This window comes from Salibacterium halotolerans, from assembly GCF_900115625.1.
GTDB lineage: Bacteria > Bacillota > Bacilli > Bacillales > Marinococcaceae > Salibacterium > Salibacterium halotolerans.
On record NZ_FOXD01000007.1, the window covers coordinates 44,436 to 68,798 of the forward strand.

A 24,363-nucleotide genomic window follows, 5' to 3' on the forward strand; every position below is an offset into this window, starting at 1 on the left:
CCGCCGTTAAATAAGGCCTTTCTGCTGAAGAATACCGACGATATGATGGACAGCTTCTTCAATCGACTGATCCTCCGTGTTCACCAGAATTTCAGGCTCATCCGGTTCTTCATAAGGTGCGCTGATGCCGGTGAACGAAGAGATTTCACCGCTTCTTGCCTTGGCGTAAAGACCTTTCGGGTCCCGGTCTTCGCATGTCGACAGGCTGCAGTCTACATGTATCTCGATAAATTCATCCGCATCAAGCAGGCTCCGCACCTGCTCTCTATCTTCACGGTAAGGAGAAATAAACGCCGTGCTTACAATCTGGCCGCTGTCGACAAACAGTTTCGACACTTCTCCGATGCGGCGGATATTTTCCTGACGCGCATCCGGAGAAAACCCCAGGTCTTTATTCAAGCCGTGCCGGACGTTATCCCCGTCGAGTACATACGTCTGTTTGTTGTCTTCAAACAATTTCCGGGATACCGCATTGGCAAGCGTGGATTTACCGGATCCTGAGAGCCCTGTGAACCAGAGTACAAAGCTTTCGTGTCCGTTTTTACGGTTTCGTTCGGCGCGGCTGACCGAAGCATCGTGCCACACAATATGATTCGAATTGGTAGATGTCATTTTTTGCTCCTCTCCCCTGATCAGGATGTTGTTTCCTTCATCCCTTTAATCAACACTTCCACTACTTCCGGACGGCTGAATTCGCGCGGCGGCATTTCCCCGTTTTTCAGCATTTCGCGCACTTTCGTTCCGGAAAGAATGACGTGGTTTTCTTTACCGTGGGGGCATGTTTTGCCGGACGCCATATTTTCACATTTCGTGCAGTAAAAGCTGTGTTCAAAAAAGAGCGGTTTGATTCCGAGCTCTTCAGCTGTAAATTCGCGGAAAATGTGCTGGGCATCATACGTGCCGTAGTAATCGCCGACACCCGCGTGGTCACGTCCGACAATAAAGTGCGTGCAGCCGTAATTTTTGCGGACCATCGCATGAAAAATGGCTTCCCTCGGCCCTGCGTAGCGCATCGCAGCCGGAAATACAGCTAAAAACGTGCGCTCGCCGGGATAATAATCACGGAGAAGCACTTCATAACTTTCCATGCGGACATCCGCCGGAATATCCCCCGGTTTTGTTGCGCCGACCAGCGGATTCAAAAAGAGGCCGTCAACGGTTTCGAGCGCCGTCTTCTGAATATATTCGTGGGCGCGGTGAACGGGATTGCGCGTCTGGAATCCGACGACAGTTTCCCACCCTTTTTCCTCGAATGTCTTCCGGGTCTGGGCCGGCTCGATGTAATAGGCGCCGAACCGCTCATGCGGGATTTCTTTCACAAGTGTAATATCACCCGCTACGTAATGATCCGGGCGGGAATAGAGGTTATGAACACCGGCGTGATCGGAATCGGTCGTGCGGTATACTTTCTCCGCCTCATTTTCTTTATCCGGGGTGAAAATTTCTTCCACGTCAATCACACCGTACGTTGTTCCCTGGTACACAAGCCGCGCTTCCTTAACGGACTGGAGTTCCTCCGCTTTTGCGCTGTCGACCGGAAGCGTGATTGGAATGCTCCACACGGCACCGTCCGAAAGACGCATCGTTTCCACGACAGAGCCGTACTCCCGCTTGTTCAAAAATCCAGTCAGCGGACTGAACGCTCCGTTTGCGATTAATTCAAGGTCGGATAAGGCGATATCGTCCAGCTCAATGCCGGCTTCAATACCGCTTGTGTCCCGGCTGAAATCCTTTCTGTTAATGAGTATACCTCCGTTTGGGATACTTGCTGTCATCACTGCAACAATCCTTTCCTGTCTGGTAATTTATTTATGAAGTCCGCATTCCGATTTGCCCTGGCCGCTCCAGCGTCCGCTCCGCAGATCGTCTCCCTCGAGCACCTGGGACGTGCACTGGATACAGCCGATGCTTGGGTAGTTCTGATCATGCAGTTCATTGTAAGGAAGATCGAATGCTTTAATATACATCCACACGTCATCCCATGTCCAGTGAATCAGCGGACAGATTTTAACGGAATTGAAACGGTTATCCTGATTGACAAACTGGGTGTTTTTTCTCGAAGGAGACTGTTCTCTGCGCAGACCCGACATCCAGGCATGGTAGTTGCTGAGCTCGTTTTCAAGCGGCTCCAGTTTTCGTATCGCACAGCAACGGTCCGGGTTGGTTTCCCAAAGGCGCTCCCCAACCTGCTCCGCCTGCTCCTCTGGTGTCCATTTCGGCCGCAGCATCTTGATATTTAATGATGGGTAGCGCTCTTTTACCCGGTCTATCAATTCGTAAGTTTCCTTAAAGTGAAAGTCGGTATCCAAAAAGGCTATCGTCGCATCAGGTTTGACTTTGCTGATCAAGTCAATCAAAACGATGCCTTCCGCGCCGAAACTGCAGGCATACACGAGGTCGTCACCATAATTGTCATAACTCCATCGTATCACATCACGCGCGCTTTTTCCTTCCAGCATTTCATTTACTTCGTTTATTTCGGCAGGTTCCAGTGTTTCATAGGTAATCATTTAATAACCCCCTATCCACAAATGTGAGGTTCACATTGGGATTGATTTTAATTCATAGTATGCCTATCGAGATTATATGTTTAGTTGTTTATCGTTATTTTAGATAGAATTCAGAAAAAAGTCAATGCATCTGCCTGAATCTTTATCAGGTGCGCAACATTGGCGGAGTTTTCAGCGGTGTGTAATAATAACAGCAGAAACTTAAACGATGGAGGGAACAATCGATGCGTGTTATTGATAATGAAGGAATCACTGATCCACGGATCAATCTGGCTCTGGAAGAATTCGCTCTGTACCACATGGATCTTGATAAAGAAGACACATACCTTCTTTTTTATGTGAACAAGCCATCCATTATCATAGGAAAGAACCAGAACACCATTGAAGAAATCAATGTCGATTATGTGGAAGAGCACGGCGTTCACGTCGTACGCCGGCTCTCCGGAGGCGGAGCGGTCTATCATGATCTCGGCAACCTGAACTTCAGTTTTCTGACCAAAGACGACGGCAACAGCTTCCACAATTTCAAAAAGTTCACGCAGCCCGTTGTTGATGCATTGAACAACATGGGAATTCCGGCGGAAATGTCCGGACGGAATGACCTGCAGGCGGACGGAAAAAAAATATCAGGCAACGCCCAGTTCTCCTCAAGAGGACGGATGTACAGCCACGGCACATTAATGCTCGATTCAAGAACCGAAAATATCGTCTCGGCGTTGAATGTAAAAGACGAGAAAATCAGATCAAAAGGAATTAAATCGATCAAAAGCAGAGTCGGCAATATCAACGATTACCTTGACGAACCGTTGTCCGTGGAGGAATTCAAAAACCTGCTCCTCCGTCACATTTTCGAAGACAGCCCGGAGATTCCCTTCTATACGTTGACCGATGAAGACTGGGCCGAAGTGCACCGTATTTCCGAGAAACGATACAGTAACTGGGACTGGAATTACGGAAAATCCCCCTCGTTTGATATCCACCGTTCCCACAAATTCGATGCCGGTTTAATCGATATCCGCTTCAACGTGAGAAAGGGAGTCATCCAGTCCTGCAAAATTTACGGGGATTTCTTCGGGACCGCGGAAGTTGCCGATATCGAGCAGGCACTTGAAGGTACCAGGTATGAGATGGATGCCTTAAGAGAAAATCTTGCCCCGTACCGCCTGCAGGACTATTTCGGCCCGATAGAGGACGAAGAATTCTTTTCTCTTCTTTATTAATCGGTAGTATGTAGGGCAAATGTATGTCTTTCATCCGACCCAGGTGCTGAATTCTGTCGATTTCTGCTGTGTATTCTAATCTATTCGACCCTTACCGATTGCCTTCGGGACTTCTACAATAGGGAAAAGAGTCAAATAAGTGCAAGAAGGGTGAAACACATGCTGACAAACGCAGAAATTGGAATTGATCTGGGCACCGCCAATATTTTGGTATATACAAAGGATAAAGGAATTGTATTGAACGAGCCTTCTGTCGTAGCGCTGAATTCAAATACAAATGAAGTACTTGCCGTCGGAAGTGATGCCAAGAATATGGTCGGAAAAACACCGGGGCAGATTGTGGCCATGCGGCCGTTGAAAGTCGGCGTTATCGCTGATTATGATGTGACATCGACCATGCTTAAACATATAATGAAGCAGATCAGTAAAGAAGGCGGATTAACGGTTCGCAAACCGAAAGTCATTGTCTGCACCCCGTGCGGCTCGACCTCGGTGGAACGCCGCGCTATCCGCGATGCCGTGATGAGCTGCGGGGCGAAATCCGTTCATTTGATTGAAGAGCCGGTCGCCGCTGCGATCGGGGCTGACCTTCCGGTGGACGAGCCGATTGCAAACGTGATTGTCGATATCGGAGGCGGCACTTCCGAAGTCGGTATTATTTCTTACGGCGGTGTCGTCTCGTCCCAATCGATACGAAGGGGTGGGGATAATCTCGATGAAGATATCATCCAGTACGTCCGGAAAACCTACAACCTGTTGATCGGCGAACGGACAGCTGAAGACATCAAAATCAACATCGGCAATGCGATTCCGGATCATGAAGAACAGTCGATGGAAATCCGGGGGCGCGATCTTGTTTCCGGCCTGCCGAAACCGGTGATTCTTCACTCCCACGAAATTCACCATGCTATCGCTGAATCGCTGGATCACATTCTGGAGACGATCCGGGAGACACTCGAAACCTGTCCTCCTGAACTAAGCGGCGATATTGTCGACCAAGGCATCGTTCTCACCGGCGGCGGCGCCCTGTTAACCGGTCTTCAGGAGTGGCTCAGTGAACGTATCATTGTTCCCGTCCACGTCGCTCCGAACCCGCTGGAAGCCGTCGCCGCAGGAACCGGTAAATCCCTGAAAGTCATCGACAAACTCCAGGAAGCTTCCGTATAAACTCCGCTGAAGCACCGGTTCAGGTTATAAAATAAAAAGCCCGGACGGTAACTGAAAACAGCAGTTACCGTCCGGGCTTTTTAACTTCAGTTTTTGGATGTACTCTGTTTCTGGTGGTGCCGGATTAGTGTACACTAAATGGGGAATATTCGTTATTAGTGTCCACGGAAAGCTTCTCCACGGACACTGGCACATATGCACAGATGATTAGTCGTCATTGATATAAATCAGCAGCCACTATTTCTCCATTTCCATGCCTTAGTGTCCGTGGAGGAATGCTCCGTGGACACTATATCCTTTTTTTCCGATGATAATGGACATCGACGGCCGGGAAGACATGACCCGCCGATAAAGTAACGTACCAAAAACGCTCCGGGCTATCGTTTTCGATAATCGGGAGCGTTTTTTACTTCGTCTGAAGATGAATACTTCACATGATTTTCTGTTCTTTGGCGAGCTTTCGCGCTACACGAGGCGCAAGCCATACCATCGGGAGCAGCAGGATGGAAACAGGCACCGCGGTCACGACGATGAAATTCTGCAGGGCACTGACGCTGCCCTCTCCAATATAAAGAAGAATCGCTGCGATACATCCCATCAATACCGCCCAGAACACCCGGATGCGGCTGTCCGGATTTTCATTACCTGTCACACCCATCGCTATCGTGAACGCCATCGAATCTGTCGTGGTGACAACAAACAGAATCGTCAGCAGGAGAAACAGCGGGGTAATAATCATAGACAGTGGAAACTGCTCGGTGATGGCAATCATTGCCGCATGCATACCGGTATCCATAAGAGCGTTCGATACGGAACCGGAATTCTGCTGTTCAAAAAAGACACCCGATCCTCCGACGACGGTGAACCAGAACGTTGTTACAAGGGGCGCGATCACACCAACGGCAATCATCAATTCCTGTATCGTGCGTCCGCGTGAAATCCGAGTGACGAGCATGGCCATCATCGGCCCGTATCCAATAAACCATCCCCAGAAAAAAACGGTCCAAGAGCCTAACCAGTCATTATTGCCCCGGTACAGCCCCATGTTCAAAAATTCACTGGCGTACGTGCCCATCGAAACAAGGTATTGGTTCACAATAAAGCTGGTGGGACCTATAACGAGAAGGACAGCCACGAGAATGAGCGCAAGGCGCACATTGAAATTACTCAGCCATTGAATTCCTTTATATAAACCTGTTACGGCAGAAATGGTCGAAATGATAACGACACCTGCAATAATAGCCAGCTGGGTGCCGAAAACATCCGGTATACCAAAGACCGCTTCCAGGCCGTAGCTTGCCTGCAGTCCCAGAAAACCGATCGGCCCGATGGTACCGGCTGCCACAGAAATAATCGAAAACGCATCGATCAGTTTTCCAAAAAAACTGTGGTTGATTTTCTCACCGAAAATAGGATAAAGCAGCGTTCTCGGTTTTAACGGCATTCCTTTGTGATAATGACCGTATATCAAAACAACAGCGCTTAATGTGCCAAGGATGGCCCACGCAAGGAAACCCCAATGCATGAAGCTTTGAGCAAGTGCCGGTGCTGCCTGACCACCGAGACCCTGCTGCTTAAACAAAGGCGGGGCATCCATGTAATGATACATCGGTTCCGCCGCTGCCCAGAACACGCCTCCTCCTGCAAGCAGAGTTGCCATAATTATGGAGATCCATTTAAATGTGGAGATCTCCGGTTTTTCCATGTTCCCAAGCTTAATACGGCTGTATCTGGAAACGGCAAGCCATATGGCAACGGCAAAGGTGGCAAGCATTAACACCTGCCAAAAGGCGCCGAAATAAGTGACTGACCACCCAAACGTGGTGTTCACAAACGTAGTAATACTTTCAAGATGAATAAATGATACCAGGACAAATAACAGTAATAGACCACCGCTGATGCCCAGAACCGTCCAATCCGTGCTTGACTTGTTCTGCTGTGACTCCGAAATAACTTTTCTCTCCTTTTTTCCTGATACGTCCTTTTCTCCGTTTTGAGAACGTACAGGGCTTTGCTGTTTAGTGTTTGCACACAAGACAGGAATATATCACGGTTCTGTACCAAATGTAAATGTAAAGGACTCATCATTCCACAAAAAATGTTGCCATGTACGGCTCGTTAAAGCTGAAAAACCAAAAAAAGGGGCTTCCCTTTGCGGAAAGCCCCGGTCTCTATATTACTGCACGTTTGTGTGTGGAAAGCGCTTCTCAGCTTCTTTCTGCAGTTCGCTTGCATCAAGGATAATGTTTCCGATTGTTTTTAGAATGTTTTTCATGGTACTTCACCGCTTTCTTATGGAATGCTATATTCATTATTGATCATTTTGCATAAAACCTCAAAAAGCAATGTCAACCATGAAAACGAAAACATTCAAAATGAAAGCGTTGTTCATCTCCCATTTCCTCTTTTATTCTTATTTTTTCTCCTTTTTTCTTATCCATTTGATAATTGCTTTTTCAAACGTTCCAACACTCCATTGCATCCATAAAGCAAAGAAAGAGTAGGGGACAAAACCTTTATATAATAAAAAAATGCCGAACGATTTAAATAAATCGTTCGGCATTTTTCGTTTCTAAGATAAACCGCTGCGCCAATCCTAAGCAGCTACTCAAGACATTCGCATTCTCTTCTGCCTATTTTTCTTTTGTCCCACTCTCCTTCTTTAAACTCCATTATTCAGAAATGCTGACATTCTGCAGCTGGTAGAGGCCGTTCGGGTGCACCCAGAATCCTTCGACCTTGTCGCTGACACCAACGAGATAGTCTTTATGAAGCATATAAATCATTGGTGAGTCCTCCACAAGAACGTTCATTGCATCTTCATACAATGCTTTACGTTCCTCGCGGTTTCCTTCACGGCGTGCCTGATCCAACAGCTTGTCGACTTCCTCGTTTTTATAGAAAGAACGGTTTCCGGGAGCTCCGACATTCTTGGAATGGAAGAGTGGATACATACCGTAGTCGGCATCTCCTGTTACCGTACTCCAGCCGAGAATAAACATATCATGTTCCCCGTTCGACGTGCTGTCGAGGTACGTGCCCCACTCCAGAACTTCAATCTTCACATCTACGCCGATCTGACTCAGCTGCTGCTGAACGATGGCAGCGATATCCCGGCGCTGACGATTGTCATTCGTCCAGATGGTCGTTGAAAAGCCGTCTTCATAGCCGGCTTCAGCGAGCAGCTGCTTCGCCTGTTCCGGGTCATACGGCAGTCCTTCCACCTGATCACTGAAGCCGAATACGTTCTCTCCTATTGGAGCGATGGCCTTTGTTGCAGCACCACCGTAAACGCCCTGCATGATTTCTTCTTTGTTAACGGCCATGGATAAAGCCCTGCGGACTTTCTTATTGTTAAACGGCTCCTTCTGGGTATTAAAGCCGATATAGGACATACTCAGACTGTTCTGCGTATACATGCCGGCATTCTCCATGTTTTCCACTCTGGATGTGTCGCTCGGACTTACCGGGTGGATAATATCCGCTTTCCCGGTTTCAAGTTCTGCTACCCGGGTCAGATCCTCGGTTGTCACGCGGAATGTCACTTGTTTAACACCAGGCTTTTCACCCCAGTAGTCCTTATTTCTTGTCAGGACGACCTGGTTACCCGCGTCCCAGTTCTCAACCTTAAACATGCCTGTTCCAACAGGGTGGGAATCAATATAGCTTCCCGGTGATTCGCCCTGTTCCATCATTTCATAGTCTTTTTCAATCACTTTCGGGCTGATAATACCGCCGCCGTTGTGGGCAAGGTGAGCCGGAAGCGGGGAAAAAGGATACTCTGTTACAAATTCCACCGTATGATCATCTATGACGTTTACTTCGGTCACCATTTCATAAAGGAAAGCCCTCGGCGAACCGATTTCTTCATCACGGATACGGTCAAACGTCGCCTTCACCGCTTCTGCATTGAATTCGGTTCCGTCTGTAAAGGTAACATCTTCACGAAGTGTAAATTCCCAAGTTGTATCACTTGTCTGCTCCCATTCTGTAGCCAGGTTCGGCTGAATTTCCATGTTCTCGTTCTGTGTTACAAGTGTTTCGAAAATATTTGTCTGTACATTACTGGACGGCTGGTCGTTCGATCCTTGAGGACTCAGACCTGTGATGGCTGCACTTGTTCCAATGACCAGGTTCTGGGATGTGGAACCGCCTGCATCAGCAGATTGACCACCCTCTTCACTGCTTCCTGTATCCTCGCTGCTGCCTGAATCTCCCCCACCCTGTTCCGGCTCACTGGCACAAGCAGTCAAAACAAGACTGAATAGAACAGCGAGAAAGAATGTTCTGAAAATATTCAGCGATAATTTCATTGCTACAACCCCTTTTATATTTTTCCTTTAAAAACAATTACTAATATAACTTAAGTATAGTGAATATTCAAGAACTTTTCAAAATAATTGTGTCAATTTTTCTACATATCTTTCCCGCTTTAAAGGGGTTTAGAACCACAGCTGTTTTTTTACTCCCGTTTTTTAGACATGATTTATTTACAATGCACCGCCTCTCCACTATTATTTTATTATAATATATTTATCATTGTAATATAATACAATCATGATATAATTCATTTTTGTAATATGTTGATAGATTCAGGCAATCTATAGTTTTTTGAATTTTATGTGAGAAAGGAGTATATACGTTGGCAGAAACAACCATTAAAGAACCAGCAGCAAAAAAACCAGCCAACCCTCACATTGAAAATGCCAAAAACATTTTCAAAAGGCTGAAAAAAAATAAAGCCGCCATGGCCGGGGGGATTCTCATTTTATTTTTTATTCTGGTGGCTGTTATTGGTCCTTACTTTGTTCCCTATACCGCAGCGGAACAGAATGTTCTGAATAAGCTGCAGGGCCCATCTGCCGAACATTGGTTCGGAACGGATCAACTTGGAAGAGACATTTTCAGCCGGATTGTACATGGCATGTCCATTACATTATATATTGGATTCTTTTCTGTTTTTATCGCAGCCATTTTTGGAGTGATTATCGGAATCGTTGCCGGTTATTACGGGGGGAAGATTGATACCATTCTCATGCGCCTGATGGACGTCCTTCTGGCATTTCCGGGGATTCTGCTCGCTCTTGCGGTTGTTACGATTCTCGGGGCAAGCCTGAACAACGTTATTCTTGCGGTTGCTGTTTTTTCTGTTCCGGCTTTTGCAAGAATTGTACGCGGGTCGACGCTTGCGGTGAAAGAACTGGAATATATTGATGCTGTCCGGGCCCTTGGTGCCGGCGATTCACGCATTATTTTTCGTCACATTCTTCCGAATGTTTTTTCACCCATTATCGTTCAGGCAACGCTTAGAATTGCGACTGCGATACTTACAGCTGCCGGATTATCATTTCTCGGTCTCGGTGCCCAGCCTCCCAAACCGGAATGGGGGGCCATGCTGAGCGACGGACGGAACTATATTTTCGAAGCCGGCCACGTCGCCCTGTTTCCAGGTCTTGCAATTGTTATTGTCGTGCTTGCTTTTAACATATTCGGAGACGGTCTGCGGGATGCTCTTGACCCGAAAATGAAATCCTAAACGAAAGGGGAAAAACCATTTGTTAGTTTTTACAATACGACGAATTATTCAGGCCATCCCCGTCATTTTCGGGGTTTCTATTCTTGTGTTTCTCATGATGCATCTTGTACCGGGAGATCCTGCCCAGGTGATTGCAGGGGAAGCTGCCAGCCAGCAGACTATCGATCAGATCCGGGAGCGTCTCGGACTGAATGATCCTATTCCAATGCAGTACTTACAATTTGTAACCAATGCCATCCAGGGGGACATTGGCACATCGATACGGACCGGGCAGCCTGTTGCTGATGAAGTGTTCAGCCGTTTCTGGGTGACACTGGAGCTCACCGTTTACAGTATGATCCTCAGCACATTCATAGGATTAATTGCCGGCATCATTTCTGCTGTCCGCCACTATACCGTCACGGATGTTGTCGTTATGATCATTGCCCTTTTTGGTCTTTCGATGCCGAACTTCTGGCTCGGACTTATGCTGATACAGTTCTTTTCCATCAATCTGGGGATTTTCCCTGTATCAGGCTGGGGGACTCCTGAGCAGATTGTACTGCCGGTTATTGCACTTGGAACAGCAGGTGCTGCCATCATTGCGAGAATGACGCGTTCGAGCATGCTTGAAGTCATCGGTCAGGACTATATCCGCACGGCGCGTGCTAAAGGTGTAAAGGAACGTATTGTCATTTACAAACATGCGTTGAAAAATGCGATGATTCCTGTTGTTACGGTTATCGGCCTTGAATTCGGGACACTGCTTACAGGTGCGGTACTGACAGAGACGGTGTTTTCCATCAACGGTCTCGGACGCTTTGTCGTAGAGTCCATCACAGCACGGGACTTCCCTGCCGTACAGGGATCAGTCCTTGTGATAGCGCTGATCTTTATTCTTGTGAACCTGCTTGTCGATTTGTCCTACCGTTTTCTGAATAAACGGATTGATTTGAACTGATTAACGAAAGAAGAAAGGCGGAATGAGATATGTCCAATGACGCCGATGTTCTGCAGATACAAGACCTTCAGACCTCCTTTTTTGTGGACGACGGAGAAGTGAAAGCCGTGGACGGGGTCTCCCTCGATATTCCGAAAGGAAAAACGGTCGGTATTGTCGGAGAGTCCGGTTCCGGAAAAAGTATCACGTCCATGTCGGTGATGCGTCTGATCCGCAATCCGGGCCGTATCAAAGGCGGTTCCATCCACTATAACGGAGAAGATCTGCTGCAGAAAACGGAAAAACAGATGCAGAAGATAAGAGGCAATAAGATTTCCATGATATTTCAGGAGCCGATGACGTCCCTGAACCCGGTTTATACTATCGGACAACAGATTTCTGAAGTGATTCAGATCCACCAGGGGCTTTCTAAAAAAGACGCCCTGTCGAAATCTGTGGAAATGCTTGAACTTGTCGGCATTCCTTCCCCCAAAGACCGGGTGAAACAGTATCCGCACGAATTATCCGGCGGTATGCGGCAGCGCGTCATGATCGCAATTGCCCTCGCCTGTAATCCGGAGCTGCTTATCGCCGATGAGCCGACGACAGCTCTTGACGTAACCATCCAGGCCCAGATTCTCGATCTTATCAATGAGCTTCGGCGGAGTCTCGGCATGTCGGTCATTCTTATTACCCATGACCTTGGCGTTGTGGCGGAGACGTGCGATTATGTAGCGGTCATGTATGCTGGGAAAGTAGTAGAGTACGCGGACGTCCATACGCTCTTCAAGGAGCCGAAGCATCCCTATACAGTGGGGCTGATGAATTCACTGCCAAGACATGATATGGACCAGGATGAATTGAATGTTATTGAAGGGAACGTACCGAAACCAGGCGAAATGCCGGAAGGATGCCGCTTTGCTCCGCGCTGTCCGTTCGCATCGGATATCTGTACAAATGAACTTCCCGATCTCATGGAAACAGAGGACGGTAACCAGGTGCGGTGCTGGATTTACAGTGAAAAATGGGACGGAGATCCGGAGGTGAATGTGAAAAATGACTACCAAACTGCTCGAAGTCAATAATTTAAAACAGTATTTTCCCATTAAAGGCGGTGTGTTCGGACGAACCGTCAACCATGTCAAAGCCGTGGACGATGTCAGCTTTTATGTAAATGAAGGGGAAACCCTCAGCATTGTCGGCGAATCCGGGTGCGGCAAATCGACAACCGGACGGGCGGTGCTCCGTCTCGATGAACCAACCAACGGCAATATTCAGTTTAACGGGGAAAACCTGCTTGATTTAAATAAAAAAGAAATGCGGAAAAAACGAAAAGACATGCAGATTATTTTTCAGGACCCGTACGCTTCCATTAATCCACGTCAGACCGTCCGTCAGGTACTCGAAGAAGCGATGGCCATTCAGGACGCGGTGCCAAAATCTGAACGGGTCGACAAAATGATGGAACTGCTCGACACGGTCGGACTTGGTTCCCACCAGCTGGACCGGTTTCCGCACGAATTCAGCGGCGGCCAGCGTCAGCGCGTGGGAATCGCCCGTGCGCTTGCGGTCGATCCAACATTCATCATCTGTGATGAGTCTGTATCAGCGCTTGACGTGTCGATTCAGGCACAGGTTTTGAACCTTTTAAAAAACCTGCAGCAACAATATAACCTGACGTACCTCTTTATTGCCCACGACCTGGGGGTTGTCCGTCATATCTCCGACCGTGTTGCTGTCATGTATCTTGGAAAAATAGTGGAAATCGGCGAGAAGAAAGAGATTTTTGACAATCCGAAACATCCTTATACAAAATCCCTTCTCTCTGCTATTCCGGTGCCCGATCCTTCGCATAAACAGGAACGGATCGTACTCAAAGGGGACGTTCCGTCACCGATTGATCCGCCATCCGGGTGCCGCTTTCACACGCGCTGCCCGTTTGCCACCGATAAATGCCGCGACGAAAAGCCGGAACTGAGGAAGACGGAAACGATGACCGGCACTCATGAGGCAGCCTGTCATTACATCGAAGATATCGAAGCCGGTAGACACAAAGCAGCAGAATAACCCATAAAACGATTGTCGGCAGGATTTTTTTCTTCTGACAATCGTTTTTTTTGGTATAATGGAAGCGAAGAATGTATGTCGCTCGTAATCTGGAGGGCTGTATGAGTGGCTTTGTAGCTGTACAACCAATTGTGAATGCAGATGAAGAGATTTATGGATATGAACTGTTATACCGGGCTTCGGAAGAACATGATTTTATGAAGGAGGATCCGGATACGGCGACTTTCGATGTTGTGTCCAAAGGACTTCTCTGCATCAATCCGGACACGGTCACCGGACCACACCCCGCATTTTTCAATTTCACAGAACAATCGCTTCTCGAGCGGCTGCCTCTCTCGCTCCCCGCTTCTAAAATCACGGTAGAGATTCTCGAGGATATTAAAGGCTCAGATGAAATGGTGGAGGTTCTCCGGGAGTTAAAAGAAAGCGGCTATCAGATTGCTCTGGATGATTTCGTGCTCGATCATTCCAATGAAATGTTTCTGCCGTTTGCCGATATCATTAAAGTCGACTGGCAGAACAGCAGCAGCGCTAATCTTGAGCGCATCATCGAGTCCCGGCGCCTTTATGATTTTTATCTGCTGGCTGAAAAACTGGAGTCGGCCGCTGAATTCCAAAAAGCCAAATCGATGGGATTCACACTGTTTCAGGGATATTACTTCGGCTGCCCGCAGCTTATGAAATGAATGCCTATCAAAGAAAGAAGGTGAACCGGCATGTTTGAAATCAAAACCTACCCCGAATTTTCCTGGTCACTGTCGCGTCACAAAACGTTGATGCACTGCGCCAGGCAGTACGCTCATCAGTATTATACGTCTCACAACGGCTGGCTGAAGAATGCCGAACCTCTCAGCAGACACGCCTACCGCCTGAAGAACCTGACGAATCTTGAAATGTTCTTCGGCTCCATCGTGCACGACTTGATAGAAAATGTGATTGATAATTACCTGAATACCGGCTGGATTCCGCCGGAAGACGAACTGCGCGGACGGATCCGGACATCGCTGAATGAAGGGTTTCTTGATTCCACCCGCCGAATGGAGCAGTGGAAGCAGAAACCGAAAAAAACGACGATGTTTCACGAAATCTATTACGGCAGCTCCAACCAGCTCCCCGAAGTCAAAGTGGAAAAAATAAAGGGGCGCATGCAGACGACAGCCGGCCATTTTCTAAACAGCCGGACGATGCAGGAACTTGCCTACAATGAAAACATTGAATTTCTGGAATCCGAAAAGTTCCGTATTCTGTATGTCGGACGTCTGAAAGTGTTTGTCGTGCTCGACCTTCTCTACAAAGATACAGCGCGGGACAAATGGATTATCGCCGACTGGAAAACCGGAAAGAAGTCGGAAGAAGACCCCTATCAGCTGGCGCTTTATGCTCTGTACCTTCTTGAAAACTATGAAGTGGACAACCTGGAGGACATTATTATACGAAATGAATACCTGCTCGAAGGCGAAGCAGTGGAACATCAACTCGATCATGTCACACTGGAAAAGGTCCAGGAGCTGATCGGAAGCAGTGTGGAACGAATGACAGAGTATCTGGAGAGTCCGGTGGACAACCAGCCCCTGCCACTCGAGGAGTTCCCGCAGACGACGGATGAGAATGCCTGCCGGTTCTGTAATTTTTATGAGCTTTGTTTTCCCTGATTCATCATTGCCTGGTGCTTACAATCAGTTCTATATCCCCCTTTACTTCCCAGTGCTGCATGGTGGCGGGAATAATAAAGTGCTGCCCCTTTTCCACCGGTATCGTCTTTTCCTCTGTTTCGATAGTTCCTTCACCGCGCAGAACCGTTGCGAGTACGTAAGGCGCATCCAGTCCGGGAGAGAGTCGGCTTCGGCAGTGCATGCGGTACACCTGGAAATACGGTGAATGGACAAGCTGCTCAACGACGCCGTTATCACCCTGATGCACGACATCACGGGAGCTTTTTGGATCCTTGTGCGGTACCTTTGCGGCCTCGAGTGACTTACCGAGGTGAAGCTCCCGCTTGTTTCCGTCCGCATCCGTACGGTCGTAATCATACACCCGGTATGTCGTATCCGAGCTCTGCTGGGTTTCAAGAATCAGGGCTCCGCCTCCGATAGCATGGATGGTACCGCTCGGCACGTAGAAAAAGTCTCCCGCCTGCACTGGAACTGTCCGGAGCAGTGCTTCCCAGTCCCCTTCTTTCATTCGTTTCTCCAGTTCTTCTTTACTGTCCGCGTTATGACCGAGAATCAGCGAAGCACCCGGATCCGCCTGAACAACGTACCAGCACTCTGTTTTTCCAAACGCTTCTCCTTCTTCAAGGACACGCGCCTTGCTGTCGTCCGGATGAACCTGTACGGATAAATCATCAGCCGCATCAAGCAGTTTCACAAGCAGCGGGAACTCCTCCCCGTCTTCCCGGCCGAACAACTCTCTGTGTTCTTTCCAGGCGGTACGCAGAGTCTGTCCGTGAAGCGGTCCGTTTTTTATCGTGCATGCGCCGTTTGGATGCGCGGAAATCCCCCAGCATTCCCCTGTCTGATCAGATGGCAGAAAATAGCCGAATGCCTCATTCAGTTTCGTTCCTCCCCAGATTCTTTCTTTTAACACCGGCTCCAGAAATAGTGGTTCGTTGTACATCAGCCAGCCCTCCTGTTTTTCTATGTTTCCTCCTGTATTGTATCATATAGAACATACCGTTTTTCATGGAAAGCGGGAACCACCTTCCCATCCAGCACAACACAACAAAGGAGACTTGCGCTGTGACAATGCTCTGCATCATTCCATGCGGAAAAAAGAAAATATGGGATATGGATCCGGCAGCCGGGTGCGTCTATGCCAAAGATGCCTACCAGGGAACCCTGCACAAAAAATGCAGAAAGTATGCGGAAGCACACGGCTGGGACTGGACCGTTCTTTCCGCCCGCCACGGCTTTTTGCTGCCGCTGGATATTGTTCCCGAAAACTATGACACCGGCTTTCATTTTCCAAAAGACCAGGTTATCGATGACAAAACACTGACGCAGCAATGGCACGACAAAAGCCTCGACGACACCGACACTATCGTTCTTTTGACAGGAAAAAAACATGAGAATGTGCTCCTGCGTGTTCTTCCTCACCCTAAGCAGTATGAATGGCAGAAACCGCTGCAGGGGTGCCGGGGCATCGGTGACATGCTGCGGCGGCTTGACTTTCTCTCCTGATACATTCTGTGAAGGAGTATGCTGCAAGTACCTGCCCCTTTCACTATGTGTGACCCTGGCAAAAATTCGCTGGAGTAAGTAAAATAGATGTAACAGATGTTTCTACCTGCTAGGAGGATACGTGTGAAAAAAGAAACCGCCTGGATTATCGTCAGATCCCTTATAACCGTAGCTGCAGTGGCAGTCGTTCTTTGGCTGATCGCTGTATTATTCCAATTAACCTATCCATTCTGGCTGGCTGCCTTTTTTACTTGGATGCTCAAACCACTGTCATCCTTCCTGCATCATAAAGCAAGGTTTCCCCGCGGCATCGCTGCGTTGTGTGCCCTGCTCTTCGGTCTCAGCGTCGTCGGCGGCATTATAACCGGATTGACGTTTCTCATCATTGACGGCATCCAGCGTTTTGCCGACAAAGTGCCGAACTGGACGGAACAGACCTTCAGCAATATTCAGCGGTTTTTTAATGAATCAGTCCTGCCGTTATGGCAGCAGATCCGCGGTGCGGCGGATAACCTGAGCAGCGGACAGGGACTGCCGATTAACGGCGGCATCTCTCAAATCGGTTCCCAGCTCGGAACCGCGGTCGGCCAGTATGCCCAGCGCCTGGCTGATGCTCTGACGCAGATCGTATTGAACGTTCCCACCTTTTTGGTTGCGTTTCTTTTCATTCTGATTGCGATTTATTTCTTCGGCAAAGACTGGGAAAAATTCACCCGGGGCGCGGCTCACTATATTCCGGAATCTGTTTTGTCCCGGCTCCGAGCGTTTTATTTTTCTCTCCGTTCCAGGGTATTCGGCTATATCCGCGCACAGCTGATTCTGATGCTGATTACCGGGATTATTGTATTTATCGGGCTGTCCCTGCTTCAGGTCAACGGGAAAGTTTTACTTTCGGTCATTGTCGGCATCGCTGAATTTCTCCCGTATCTCGGCACAGGCACTATTCTTCTTCCGTGGTCGCTGTATCTGCTTCTCACGGGCAGCATTGGGCTGAGTATCGGGCTTGCTGTGTTATACGGTATTACGATGATCGTCCGGCAGACGATAGAACCAAAAGTACTCTCCTCCAGTATGAATCTAAACCCGATAGCCGTGCTCGTCTCGATGTTTGCCGGTCTCCAGCTGTTTGGCGCCGTCGGGCTGCTTCTCGGGCCCGTCCTGCTCGTGTTGATCGTCATACTTATCGATATCGGCGTATTTCGGGACCTGAAACAGTTTATTGTGCACGGATTCAGAGACTAACCCCCCGCATACCTGCCAACGACCATAAAAGACGGCAGCAACCCAAAAAAGCCCGGGAGTTTCCCGGGCTTTTTTGGGTTGGACAGGCCTGGGGCATGATACAACCGGAAGATTCTTTGTGTACGCAGCAAAATGAATCAGCTCCGGAATCATTACGCTTTTTTCCTTCCATAACCTCTCTTTATGCATTTCATATTTGTTAAAAACGTCCTCTTAGATTATAGATAGATTTCCCACGTTTACATTCCTATTTCAATTTGATTAAAACCGCTGATTTCCATTGATTTCCCATTGTCCCGCTTGATACGATGTGAATCGTTGAAGCGGCAAAAGGAAGTATCAATCAAAAAGGAGGTTTATATTTTGAATATAAAACCACTACATCATACATGGAAATTAATCGGTATTCCAGCTCTGGCAGCCGGCATTACACTCGGAGCCGTACCTGCGGCAGCCGGTGCCCAGGAAACCGCAGACACGGATTTAACAAAAGGAGACTCCGGCAGTGAAGTAAAAGAACTGCAGACCCTTCTTGAAGACAGAGGTCTTCTTCAAAGCAGCGACGTAAATGGAACATATGATGAAAACACCGCTTCTGCCATCAAAGATTATCAAAATAAATTCGATCTTAGTGAAGACGGTATTGCAGGTCCTGTTACGGTAGGTTCCCTTGAAATTCTCTCCCAGGGAGATGAAGGAGAAGCTGTGGAGTACCTTCAGGAAAGTCTTTCAAACCTGGGACACTATGAAGGAGAAGCAGACGGTGTCTTTTCCGAAGACCTTCATCAAGCCGTCATAGACTTCCAGCGCTCACAAAATATCCTCGTTGACGGACTTGCCGGTCCTCAAACATTCGGCACGATCAACGCTGAAATCAATGAAGCCGAGCGGGCGGAACAGCGCCAGGCAGAACAGGAACAAGAGGCAGCTGAAACGTCCAAAAACCATAACGAAAGCGTTGCCGCTGAATCGAGCAGTTCCGAGCAGGAAGGCAGAACCATCAACGTCAGCGCCACAGCGTACACAGCTGACTGCGCCGGCTGCTCCGGTGTAACGGCTACAGGAGTTAACTTAAACGCAAATCCTAGCGCCAAAGTTATTGCCGTTGACCCTGACGTCATCCCGCTCGGATCCAAGGTTCACATTGAAGGCTACGGCACTTACACCGCAGCTGATACCGGCGGTTCCATCCACGGCAACAAAATCGATGTTCATATGCCAAGCAAAAGTGCAGCATACGACTTCGGACGCAGAAATCTCGAAGTTACCATCCTCAATTAAATGCGAGGCACACCAAAAGGAGCAGCCCAAAAAACCGGGCTGCTCCTTTTTATTATGATTTTACACTGGAACGAGCGGTGTGCTGCTGCAGATATCCTCTTACTTTTTCCAGGTTACGCACAGTGGTTGGCTCGTTGATGATGACAGCTTCCTGTTCGTACTGCTCGAACGCTTTTTTGTAGCGCGGGTCATAATAATACGTCAGGAGGTTCTCAACTACTTCTTCATACCTTTGCCACTGCAGTGCGTCCTCAAGACGTTCCCTCACGTCCTCAGACATGTTCTTCTTTATCTTTTCCACGGCCTGAACAACCTCATTATGATGAGATTCGGGGGCATACGTTTCCATAATGACCTGCACCCGTTCTTTCATCGGGAGCTGCACATTCAGACGCGTGCCGGCCGCTTTTCCTTCCATTAAGAAATCCGGAAGATTAATGTTGCCGATGCGCCTGCTTTCCCCTTCTATGATAACATAGGGATTTTCACGCAGTTCTTCGAGTCGTTTCCACAAATCAAATTCAAATTGTTTCTGGCTTTTACGCTTCAGCCCTATGTTACCAAACGCAGAGCCGCGGTGGTTGGCAAGGCCTTCAAGATCAATGACCGGCCATCCTTCCTCCTGGAGCCGATGCAGAATAACGGTCTTCGCTGTTCCGGTTCCTCCAGTAATAACGATGTAACGACGACTGCTCTGTTTCTCCTGTTCCAGCGTCTCTATTACCTTTTTCCGCCACGATCGTATCCCGCCCTGCAGCCGGGTGCAGGCTATACCGAGCATCTGCATGGAGGAAACAAACGAACGGCTTCTCATGCCGCCTCTCCAGCAGTACACGACGATTTCTTTATCCCCTGCGGCGTCCGCCGTTTCTTTCATTTTTTCATAATAATCATGGAGCTTCGGGCCTGTTATTTTCAGCCCCTCTTTTACGGCCTGTTCTTTTCCCTGCTGTTTGTATATAGTGCCTACGTGCGCCCGCTCGTCATCACTGAACAACGGGATGTTTACCGCTCCGGGAAGCGCGTATTCTTCAAACTCCGACGGCGAACGTACGTCAACAAATTGTGTGTCTTCAAACATCGGTGGTTCACTCCCTTATAGAACAAGTCTATGCTTTCAAAGAGCATTACACAAGGGTGGCGGACGGAACATAAAGGTTTAAGATGACGTCCGGAAAGGAACAAAGATAGAGGAAAGACTGTTACGAAACTAGAAAGGAGCACATCGATATGGTATTGAAAGCACAGGCGCCGTCTGATGGCGCCGTACTCGGCTCATTTGAGGAAACTCCGGCGGCTGAAACCGGCCGAATCTATGAAAACAGCCGCGCTGCCCGGGATTCGTGGGCGACGCTGTCCACCGTACAACGGTCAGCCTATCTTAAACGATTCCGTCACGTGCTGATTGACCTCCAGGAGGAAATCGCAGATATTATTTCCGCTTCCACCGGCAAAACCAAAACGGACGCATTAACGACAGAAGTGATGGGAGCCGCGGATGCATTGAAACATGTGGAAAAAGAAGCACCAGGCTTGATGTCCAACGAAAAAGTGAAAACGCCTATTCATTTTGCGGGAAAAGCTTCGTATATTAACCGTAAACCGCGCGGCACCGTATTAATCATTTCTCCCTGGAATTTCCCTTTTCAACTGGCTGTTTCTCCGGTGGCCGAGGCCCTCGCTGCAGGAAATACCGTCATTTTGAAACCTTCGGAGGATACGCCGATGGTGGGAGAACTGCTGCGTCGTCTTGCTGCGTTATTTCCAAAAGATGTGCTGCAGGTCGTGATGGGCGATCCGGACCTTGGAGAGGCATTAACGAGCGGAAATCCAGACTTTATCCATTTTACCGGTTCTGTCTCCACAGGCCGAAAGATTCAGGAGAAAGCAGCGAAGGAATTAATCCCTACCACCCTTGAACTTGGCGGAAAAGACGCCATGACCGTTTTTGAGGATGCCAACGTCACTCGTGCCGCAAAGGCTGCGGTCTGGGGATCCTTTCATAACAGCGGGCAGGTCTGCCTGTCCACCGAACGCGTCTTCGTTCAGAAAGGTATCTATGATTCTTTTCTGACAGAAGTGAAACAGGAAGCCGCAAAACTCCGGCAGGGACAGGACACTGACGCGGATATCGGCTCGATGACGACCCGCCGGCAGTATGATCATGTGAAAGAGCAGGTGCAGGAGGCGCTGGATCAGGGGGCGGTTCTTGAAACCGGAAAAGTTCCGGCAAACTGGGATGACAGTAATCTGTTCATTGAACCGGTTATCCTTACCAATGTCACACCTTCGATGGCGCTGTGGAGTGTGGAAACATTCGGACCAGTGATGCCGATTATGGCTTTTGAAACCGAAAAAGAAGCGGTGACCCTTGCCAATGATACCGAATACGGGCTTGGCGGCAGTGTGTTTACAAGCGACATCCCCCGTGCGGAACGATTCACCGCCGGGATGAAAACCGGAAACATGAACATCAACGAAGTGCTGCTAAGTGTCGCGAACTTCTACCTCCCTTACGGCGGTGTAAAAAACAGCGGCATCGGAAAGTATCACGGCCGCGACGGCATGCGCAGCTTCTGTATCGAAACGTCGGTTCTGGCTGATAAAGGTACCGAAGACAATGAAATCATCTGGTATCCAAACGCCGGAAAATACGACCTATTCCTGGACATGATTTCGAACTTCTGGGGACAGCGCCGCAACTGGAAATCGTTTATCCAGTCCTACATGAATTTGAATAAATCATAAAAAAGAGACCTGAGTAACATAATACCAGTTCTCTCATGATCCGGACGTTGGGATAATCTGCTGCGTGCAGCACGATGCTACCGCGTTCGGATTTTTTGTGCTCCTGCCTTTCACACCGGCAGGACGCGCTTACCAGCCGAATGGCTGCATTTACATGCCGAATACCGTCATTTACGTGCCAAATCAAGAGCAATACTGTCCGAATGATACGTTACCGGCCAACCGGCACCTTTTACAAGCCGAATCAGACCAAATACACGCCAAACAAGTACACTTACAAGCGGACGCTGCAAAGCATCATTAAAAAAATGATACGGAACATGCAGGATTTCGGTTGGATTCTGTTTTATTGTTATGTGTGATACACTTCTCAAAGCGACTTGAACAGGAGAGAGACGACATGCGCCTGAAATCTATGATGCAGTACCTTCACCCCGACTCGTTAAAACAAAAATGGAAACAGCTCTCGGGATCTGTGGAAGACCCCTTGGAAGCTGTGAGCCGGATGGACCGCCGGCGCCAGTTGAAAGAGTCCAAACTGGATCATTATCTGTTCCGGTTTTCCCTTTATGCCTTTGGCTTGATCTGCTTCCTGCTTGCTGTTATGCCGTTTATTTATTTTCTGCCTTGGGAGCAGGCTGCCGAATGGATTGTTTATTTTCTTCTGGGTGCCCTGTTTTTATCCTTCAGTTTATCAGCGGTCACCATCCGAAAGCAGTCCAAATATGTAAAACTACCCTATATGTGGGCGATTATGATTTTCTCCATTCTGCTGCTGCTGTTTTATCTATTTATCCTGATATATTTCCGGCTGCTGCTTCCATAAGCACCAGCCGGAAAAAAATATACCCTTCTACATTCCTCCGCCATCCATTCCTCCGGCTCCCGGAGGCCCGTTTCGGCGGGATTTTGCTTTTTCCTCCTCTCTTTCCACCGCTTTTTGTTCTTCGGTGTATTCTCCATTATTCGTTTTATTTTTTTGTCTTCTTTTGTCTATATAGAACATACCGGCGATAATAATGGCAGCTGCTGCTATCCATAAGAGATCTGAAACCAATCGTCTCCTCCTTTCCAAACGGTTCTTCGTTCCATCACTGACTTCCGCTGTAAACTCCCTTTTTTACTATGTTACCTTTTTCATTTTATTCCAAACACAAGGCCCTTCATTCCTTTTATTTATCTCTGTTTTTTTGCTTATGTGATTGGACAATCATCACCGGTATGACGTACGATGGTAGTTTGTGAGAAAAAACAGAGGAGAGAATAAATGATGAAGCTTGATTTTCCACGCAGCGTCATTTTGGCCGTGTTTATGCTTGGAACCTTCGCGGTCGGAATGACAGAATATGTCGTCACCGGTTTATTGACGCAGTTTGCAGAAGGGCTTGATGTGAAAGTATCCACCACCGGGGTGCTGCTCAGCGTTTACGCTATTAGTGTAGCGGTATTTGGACCGCTCCTTCGCATGGTTACGATCAAGTATTCTCCGAAACCGCTTCTGCTTGTATTCATAAGTATTTTTATCATCAGCAACATCATAGCTGCTGCGGCACCGACGTTTGAAATACTGGTACTGTCCCGATTATTTTCAGCAGCCATGCACGCGCCGTTTTTCGGCCTCTGTATGTCGCTTGCCGTTCAGATGTCCGCCCCCGAAAAGCGGACGCAGGCTATTGCATCCGTGCAGGGCGGCCTGACCATCGCGATTATGCTTGGTGTTCCGTTCGGATCGTTTATCGGCGGCGCCCTGGACTGGCGGCTCGTCTTCTGGTTCATTGCACTGCTTGGTGTCCTCACATTCATCGGCCTCGCTGTGGTTACACCGAATGTGAAACCATCAAGCACGCCGCAGCTCAAAAAAGAGCTGGCCGGCATGCTGAAAAACAAAAGCGTCTTAATGGTGATTGCTATCATTGTTTTTGGTTTTTCCGGTGTATTTACCGCTTATACCTTCACGGAACCGATGCTGCGCCAATTCGCCGGCTTCGACGTAACCGGCGTTACCACAGGACTTTTCTTTTTCGGATTGGGTGCTGTCGCCGGCAACTTTGCTTCCGGACGTATTCACCCGGAGAGGTTGACCGAGCGTCTAATTGTATTTCTTGCGGTGCTCGGGGGGATTGTGGCGCTGTTCACCTTTCTTCTTGAGTTTTCTGTATTGGCGTTTATTATGTGCTTTCTGTTCGGCGCAGGCACGTTTGGGACAACCCCGATTCTCAATTCCAAAATCATTATCGCTTCCCCTGACTCCCCGTCGATGTCAGGCACGGTCGCGGCGTCTGTTTTTAACCTTGCCAACTCCATCGGGGCGACGCTGGGAACGGTGTTTCTGGATGCCGGTTTCCCCTACGTCATGATTACGTTTATTGCCGCAGGAATCATTTTCTTTGGTATGATACTAACAATTATTACGCATCTGGTGGAGGATAAATCATTATTCCAGTCACACACTGATGCCTAAAAAGAAGGCAGTCCCGCACGGACCGCCTTCTTT

General features: G+C 48.4%; 23 protein-coding genes. 14 read left to right on the plus strand and 9 right to left on the minus strand.

Annotated features, from left to right (window positions below; genetic code table 11):
- Positions 1–6: 6 nt before the first annotated feature.
- Genes cysC through BM124_RS07560 form a run of 3 tightly spaced genes read right to left on the minus strand, consistent with a single transcriptional unit; the run spans position 7 to position 2,510 of the window.
- Positions 7–612, minus strand: coding sequence for an adenylyl-sulfate kinase (cysC, locus tag BM124_RS07550; protein ID WP_093336498.1), 606 nt, complete (start codon positions 610–612; stop codon positions 7–9).
- A 20-nt stretch (positions 613–632) separates the two neighbouring features.
- The gene (gene sat / locus BM124_RS07555) at positions 633–1,775 is read right to left on the minus strand and encodes a sulfate adenylyltransferase (protein WP_093336499.1); all 1,143 of its coding nucleotides are present in this window, start codon (positions 1,773–1,775) and stop codon (positions 633–635) included.
- A 30-nt stretch (positions 1,776–1,805) separates the two neighbouring features.
- Complete coding sequence (locus tag BM124_RS07560; RefSeq protein WP_093336501.1) at positions 1,806–2,510, minus strand: phosphoadenylyl-sulfate reductase; 705 nt, start codon at positions 2,508–2,510, stop codon at positions 1,806–1,808.
- A 224-nt stretch (positions 2,511–2,734) separates the two neighbouring features.
- Here BM124_RS07560 and lplA point away from each other — a divergent pair, with 224 nt between their 5' ends.
- Positions 2,735–3,730, plus strand: a complete 996-nt coding sequence (lplA, locus tag BM124_RS07565; protein ID WP_093336502.1) for a lipoate--protein ligase — start codon at positions 2,735–2,737, stop codon at positions 3,728–3,730.
- A gap of 159 nt (positions 3,731–3,889) precedes the next feature.
- Entirely contained in the window at positions 3,890–4,897 is a 1,008-nt protein-coding gene (gene mreBH, locus BM124_RS07570; RefSeq protein WP_093336504.1) for a rod-share determining protein MreBH, read from the plus strand.
- Between the two features lie 430 nt (positions 4,898–5,327).
- On the opposite strand, the gene BM124_RS07575 is transcribed toward mreBH, so the two are convergent.
- Both BM124_RS07575 and BM124_RS07580 read right to left on the minus strand, forming a co-directional pair.
- Entirely contained in the window at positions 5,328–6,848 is a 1,521-nt protein-coding gene (locus BM124_RS07575) for a BCCT family transporter (RefSeq protein WP_093336650.1), read from the minus strand.
- A gap of 721 nt (positions 6,849–7,569) precedes the next feature.
- The gene (locus tag BM124_RS07580) at positions 7,570–9,210 is read right to left on the minus strand and encodes a glutathione ABC transporter substrate-binding protein (RefSeq protein WP_093336505.1); all 1,641 of its coding nucleotides are present in this window, start codon (positions 9,208–9,210) and stop codon (positions 7,570–7,572) included.
- 329 nt (positions 9,211–9,539) lie between these two features.
- Between BM124_RS07580 and nikC the strand changes: the two genes are divergently transcribed.
- The 6 genes from nikC (at position 9,540) to BM124_RS07610 (ending at position 15,071) form a co-directional block, all read left to right on the plus strand.
- The gene (nikC, locus tag BM124_RS07585) at positions 9,540–10,433 is read left to right on the plus strand and encodes a nickel transporter permease (RefSeq protein ID WP_093336507.1); all 894 of its coding nucleotides are present in this window, start codon (positions 9,540–9,542) and stop codon (positions 10,431–10,433) included.
- Positions 10,434–10,452: 19 nt separating this feature from the next.
- Positions 10,453–11,373: an ABC transporter permease gene (locus tag BM124_RS07590; RefSeq protein ID WP_093336508.1), complete on the plus strand. Its 921-nt coding sequence runs from the start codon at positions 10,453–10,455 to the stop codon at positions 11,371–11,373.
- A gap of 29 nt (positions 11,374–11,402) precedes the next feature.
- The gene (locus tag BM124_RS07595) at positions 11,403–12,437 is read left to right on the plus strand and encodes an ABC transporter ATP-binding protein (protein WP_093336509.1); all 1,035 of its coding nucleotides are present in this window, start codon (positions 11,403–11,405) and stop codon (positions 12,435–12,437) included.
- The gene (locus BM124_RS07600; protein WP_093336511.1) at positions 12,409–13,419 is read left to right on the plus strand and encodes an ABC transporter ATP-binding protein; all 1,011 of its coding nucleotides are present in this window, start codon (positions 12,409–12,411) and stop codon (positions 13,417–13,419) included. Before BM124_RS07595 ends, BM124_RS07600 begins: the two co-directional genes overlap by 29 nt.
- 101 nt (positions 13,420–13,520) lie before the next feature.
- Positions 13,521–14,105: an EAL and HDOD domain-containing protein gene (locus BM124_RS07605; protein WP_170841030.1), complete on the plus strand. Its 585-nt coding sequence runs from the start codon at positions 13,521–13,523 to the stop codon at positions 14,103–14,105.
- 30 nt (positions 14,106–14,135) lie between these two features.
- Positions 14,136–15,071, plus strand: coding sequence for a PD-(D/E)XK nuclease family protein (locus tag BM124_RS07610; RefSeq protein ID WP_093336514.1), 936 nt, complete (start codon positions 14,136–14,138; stop codon positions 15,069–15,071).
- Between the two features lie 4 nt (positions 15,072–15,075).
- Here BM124_RS07610 and manA read toward each other — a convergent pair whose 3' ends face one another.
- On the minus strand, positions 15,076–16,035 hold the full coding sequence (manA, locus tag BM124_RS07615) for a mannose-6-phosphate isomerase, class I (protein WP_093336515.1): 960 nt from the start codon (positions 16,033–16,035) through the stop codon (positions 15,076–15,078).
- A gap of 122 nt (positions 16,036–16,157) precedes the next feature.
- Here manA and BM124_RS07620 point away from each other — a divergent pair, with 122 nt between their 5' ends.
- From BM124_RS07620 to BM124_RS07630, 3 genes are all read left to right on the plus strand, one after another.
- Positions 16,158–16,598, plus strand: a complete 441-nt coding sequence (locus BM124_RS07620; protein ID WP_170841031.1) for a DUF6884 domain-containing protein — start codon at positions 16,158–16,160, stop codon at positions 16,596–16,598.
- Between the two features lie 123 nt (positions 16,599–16,721).
- Positions 16,722–17,840, plus strand: coding sequence for a sporulation integral membrane protein YtvI (gene ytvI, locus BM124_RS07625; protein WP_093336517.1), 1,119 nt, complete (start codon positions 16,722–16,724; stop codon positions 17,838–17,840).
- 363 nt (positions 17,841–18,203) lie between these two features.
- Positions 18,204–19,121 carry a peptidoglycan-binding protein gene (locus BM124_RS07630; protein WP_212634945.1) on the plus strand — a complete coding sequence of 306 codons (918 nt, stop codon included), beginning with the start codon at positions 18,204–18,206 and terminating at the stop codon, positions 19,119–19,121.
- Positions 19,122–19,173: 52 nt separating this feature from the next.
- On the opposite strand, the gene mnmH is transcribed toward BM124_RS07630, so the two are convergent.
- Positions 19,174–20,202 carry a tRNA 2-selenouridine(34) synthase MnmH gene (gene mnmH, locus BM124_RS07635; protein ID WP_093336519.1) on the minus strand — a complete coding sequence of 343 codons (1,029 nt, stop codon included), beginning with the start codon at positions 20,200–20,202 and terminating at the stop codon, positions 19,174–19,176.
- 149 nt (positions 20,203–20,351) lie between these two features.
- On the opposite strand from mnmH, the gene BM124_RS07640 reads away from it, so the two are divergent.
- Complete coding sequence (locus tag BM124_RS07640; RefSeq protein WP_093336521.1) at positions 20,352–21,869, plus strand: aldehyde dehydrogenase family protein; 1,518 nt, start codon at positions 20,352–20,354, stop codon at positions 21,867–21,869.
- Between the two features lie 167 nt (positions 21,870–22,036).
- Here BM124_RS07640 and BM124_RS18870 read toward each other — a convergent pair whose 3' ends face one another.
- Positions 22,037–22,243 carry a hypothetical protein gene (locus BM124_RS18870; RefSeq protein ID WP_170841032.1) on the minus strand — a complete coding sequence of 69 codons (207 nt, stop codon included), beginning with the start codon at positions 22,241–22,243 and terminating at the stop codon, positions 22,037–22,039.
- Between the two features lie 26 nt (positions 22,244–22,269).
- On the opposite strand from BM124_RS18870, the gene BM124_RS07645 reads away from it, so the two are divergent.
- Positions 22,270–22,695, plus strand: coding sequence for a hypothetical protein (locus BM124_RS07645; protein WP_093336523.1), 426 nt, complete (start codon positions 22,270–22,272; stop codon positions 22,693–22,695).
- Between the two features lie 27 nt (positions 22,696–22,722).
- On the opposite strand, the gene BM124_RS07650 is transcribed toward BM124_RS07645, so the two are convergent.
- Positions 22,723–22,926, minus strand: a complete 204-nt coding sequence (locus BM124_RS07650; protein WP_093336524.1) for a hypothetical protein — start codon at positions 22,924–22,926, stop codon at positions 22,723–22,725.
- A gap of 213 nt (positions 22,927–23,139) precedes the next feature.
- Between BM124_RS07650 and BM124_RS07655 the strand changes: the two genes are divergently transcribed.
- Positions 23,140–24,330 carry an MFS transporter gene (locus BM124_RS07655; protein ID WP_093336656.1) on the plus strand — a complete coding sequence of 397 codons (1,191 nt, stop codon included), beginning with the start codon at positions 23,140–23,142 and terminating at the stop codon, positions 24,328–24,330.
- Positions 24,331–24,363: the final 33 nt, after the last annotated feature.

Coding starts and splice junctions, on each gene's coding strand:
- BM124_RS07595 (WP_093336509.1), top strand. CDS start 11,403: ATGTCCAATGACGCCGATGTTCTGCAGATACAAGACCTTCAGACCTCC.
- BM124_RS07655 (WP_093336656.1), top strand. CDS start 23,140: ATGAAGCTTGATTTTCCACGCAGCGTCATTTTGGCCGTGTTTATGCTT.
- BM124_RS07645 (WP_093336523.1), top strand. CDS start 22,270: ATGCGCCTGAAATCTATGATGCAGTACCTTCACCCCGACTCGTTAAAA.
- BM124_RS07580 (WP_093336505.1), bottom strand. CDS start 9,210: ATGAAATTATCGCTGAATATTTTCAGAACATTCTTTCTCGCTGTTCTA.
- BM124_RS07600 (WP_093336511.1), top strand. CDS start 12,409: ATGACTACCAAACTGCTCGAAGTCAATAATTTAAAACAGTATTTTCCC.
- lplA (WP_093336502.1), top strand. CDS start 2,735: ATGCGTGTTATTGATAATGAAGGAATCACTGATCCACGGATCAATCTG.
- cysC (WP_093336498.1), bottom strand. CDS start 612: ATGACATCTACCAATTCGAATCATATTGTGTGGCACGATGCTTCGGTC.
- mreBH (WP_093336504.1), top strand. CDS start 3,890: ATGCTGACAAACGCAGAAATTGGAATTGATCTGGGCACCGCCAATATT.
- sat (WP_093336499.1), bottom strand. CDS start 1,775: ATGACAGCAAGTATCCCAAACGGAGGTATACTCATTAACAGAAAGGAT.
- manA (WP_093336515.1), bottom strand. CDS start 16,035: ATGTACAACGAACCACTATTTCTGGAGCCGGTGTTAAAAGAAAGAATC.
- BM124_RS07610 (WP_093336514.1), top strand. CDS start 14,136: ATGTTTGAAATCAAAACCTACCCCGAATTTTCCTGGTCACTGTCGCGT.
- BM124_RS07560 (WP_093336501.1), bottom strand. CDS start 2,510: ATGATTACCTATGAAACACTGGAACCTGCCGAAATAAACGAAGTAAAT.
- mnmH (WP_093336519.1), bottom strand. CDS start 20,202: ATGTTTGAAGACACACAATTTGTTGACGTACGTTCGCCGTCGGAGTTT.
- BM124_RS07640 (WP_093336521.1), top strand. CDS start 20,352: ATGGTATTGAAAGCACAGGCGCCGTCTGATGGCGCCGTACTCGGCTCA.
- BM124_RS07605 (WP_170841030.1), top strand. CDS start 13,521: ATGAGTGGCTTTGTAGCTGTACAACCAATTGTGAATGCAGATGAAGAG.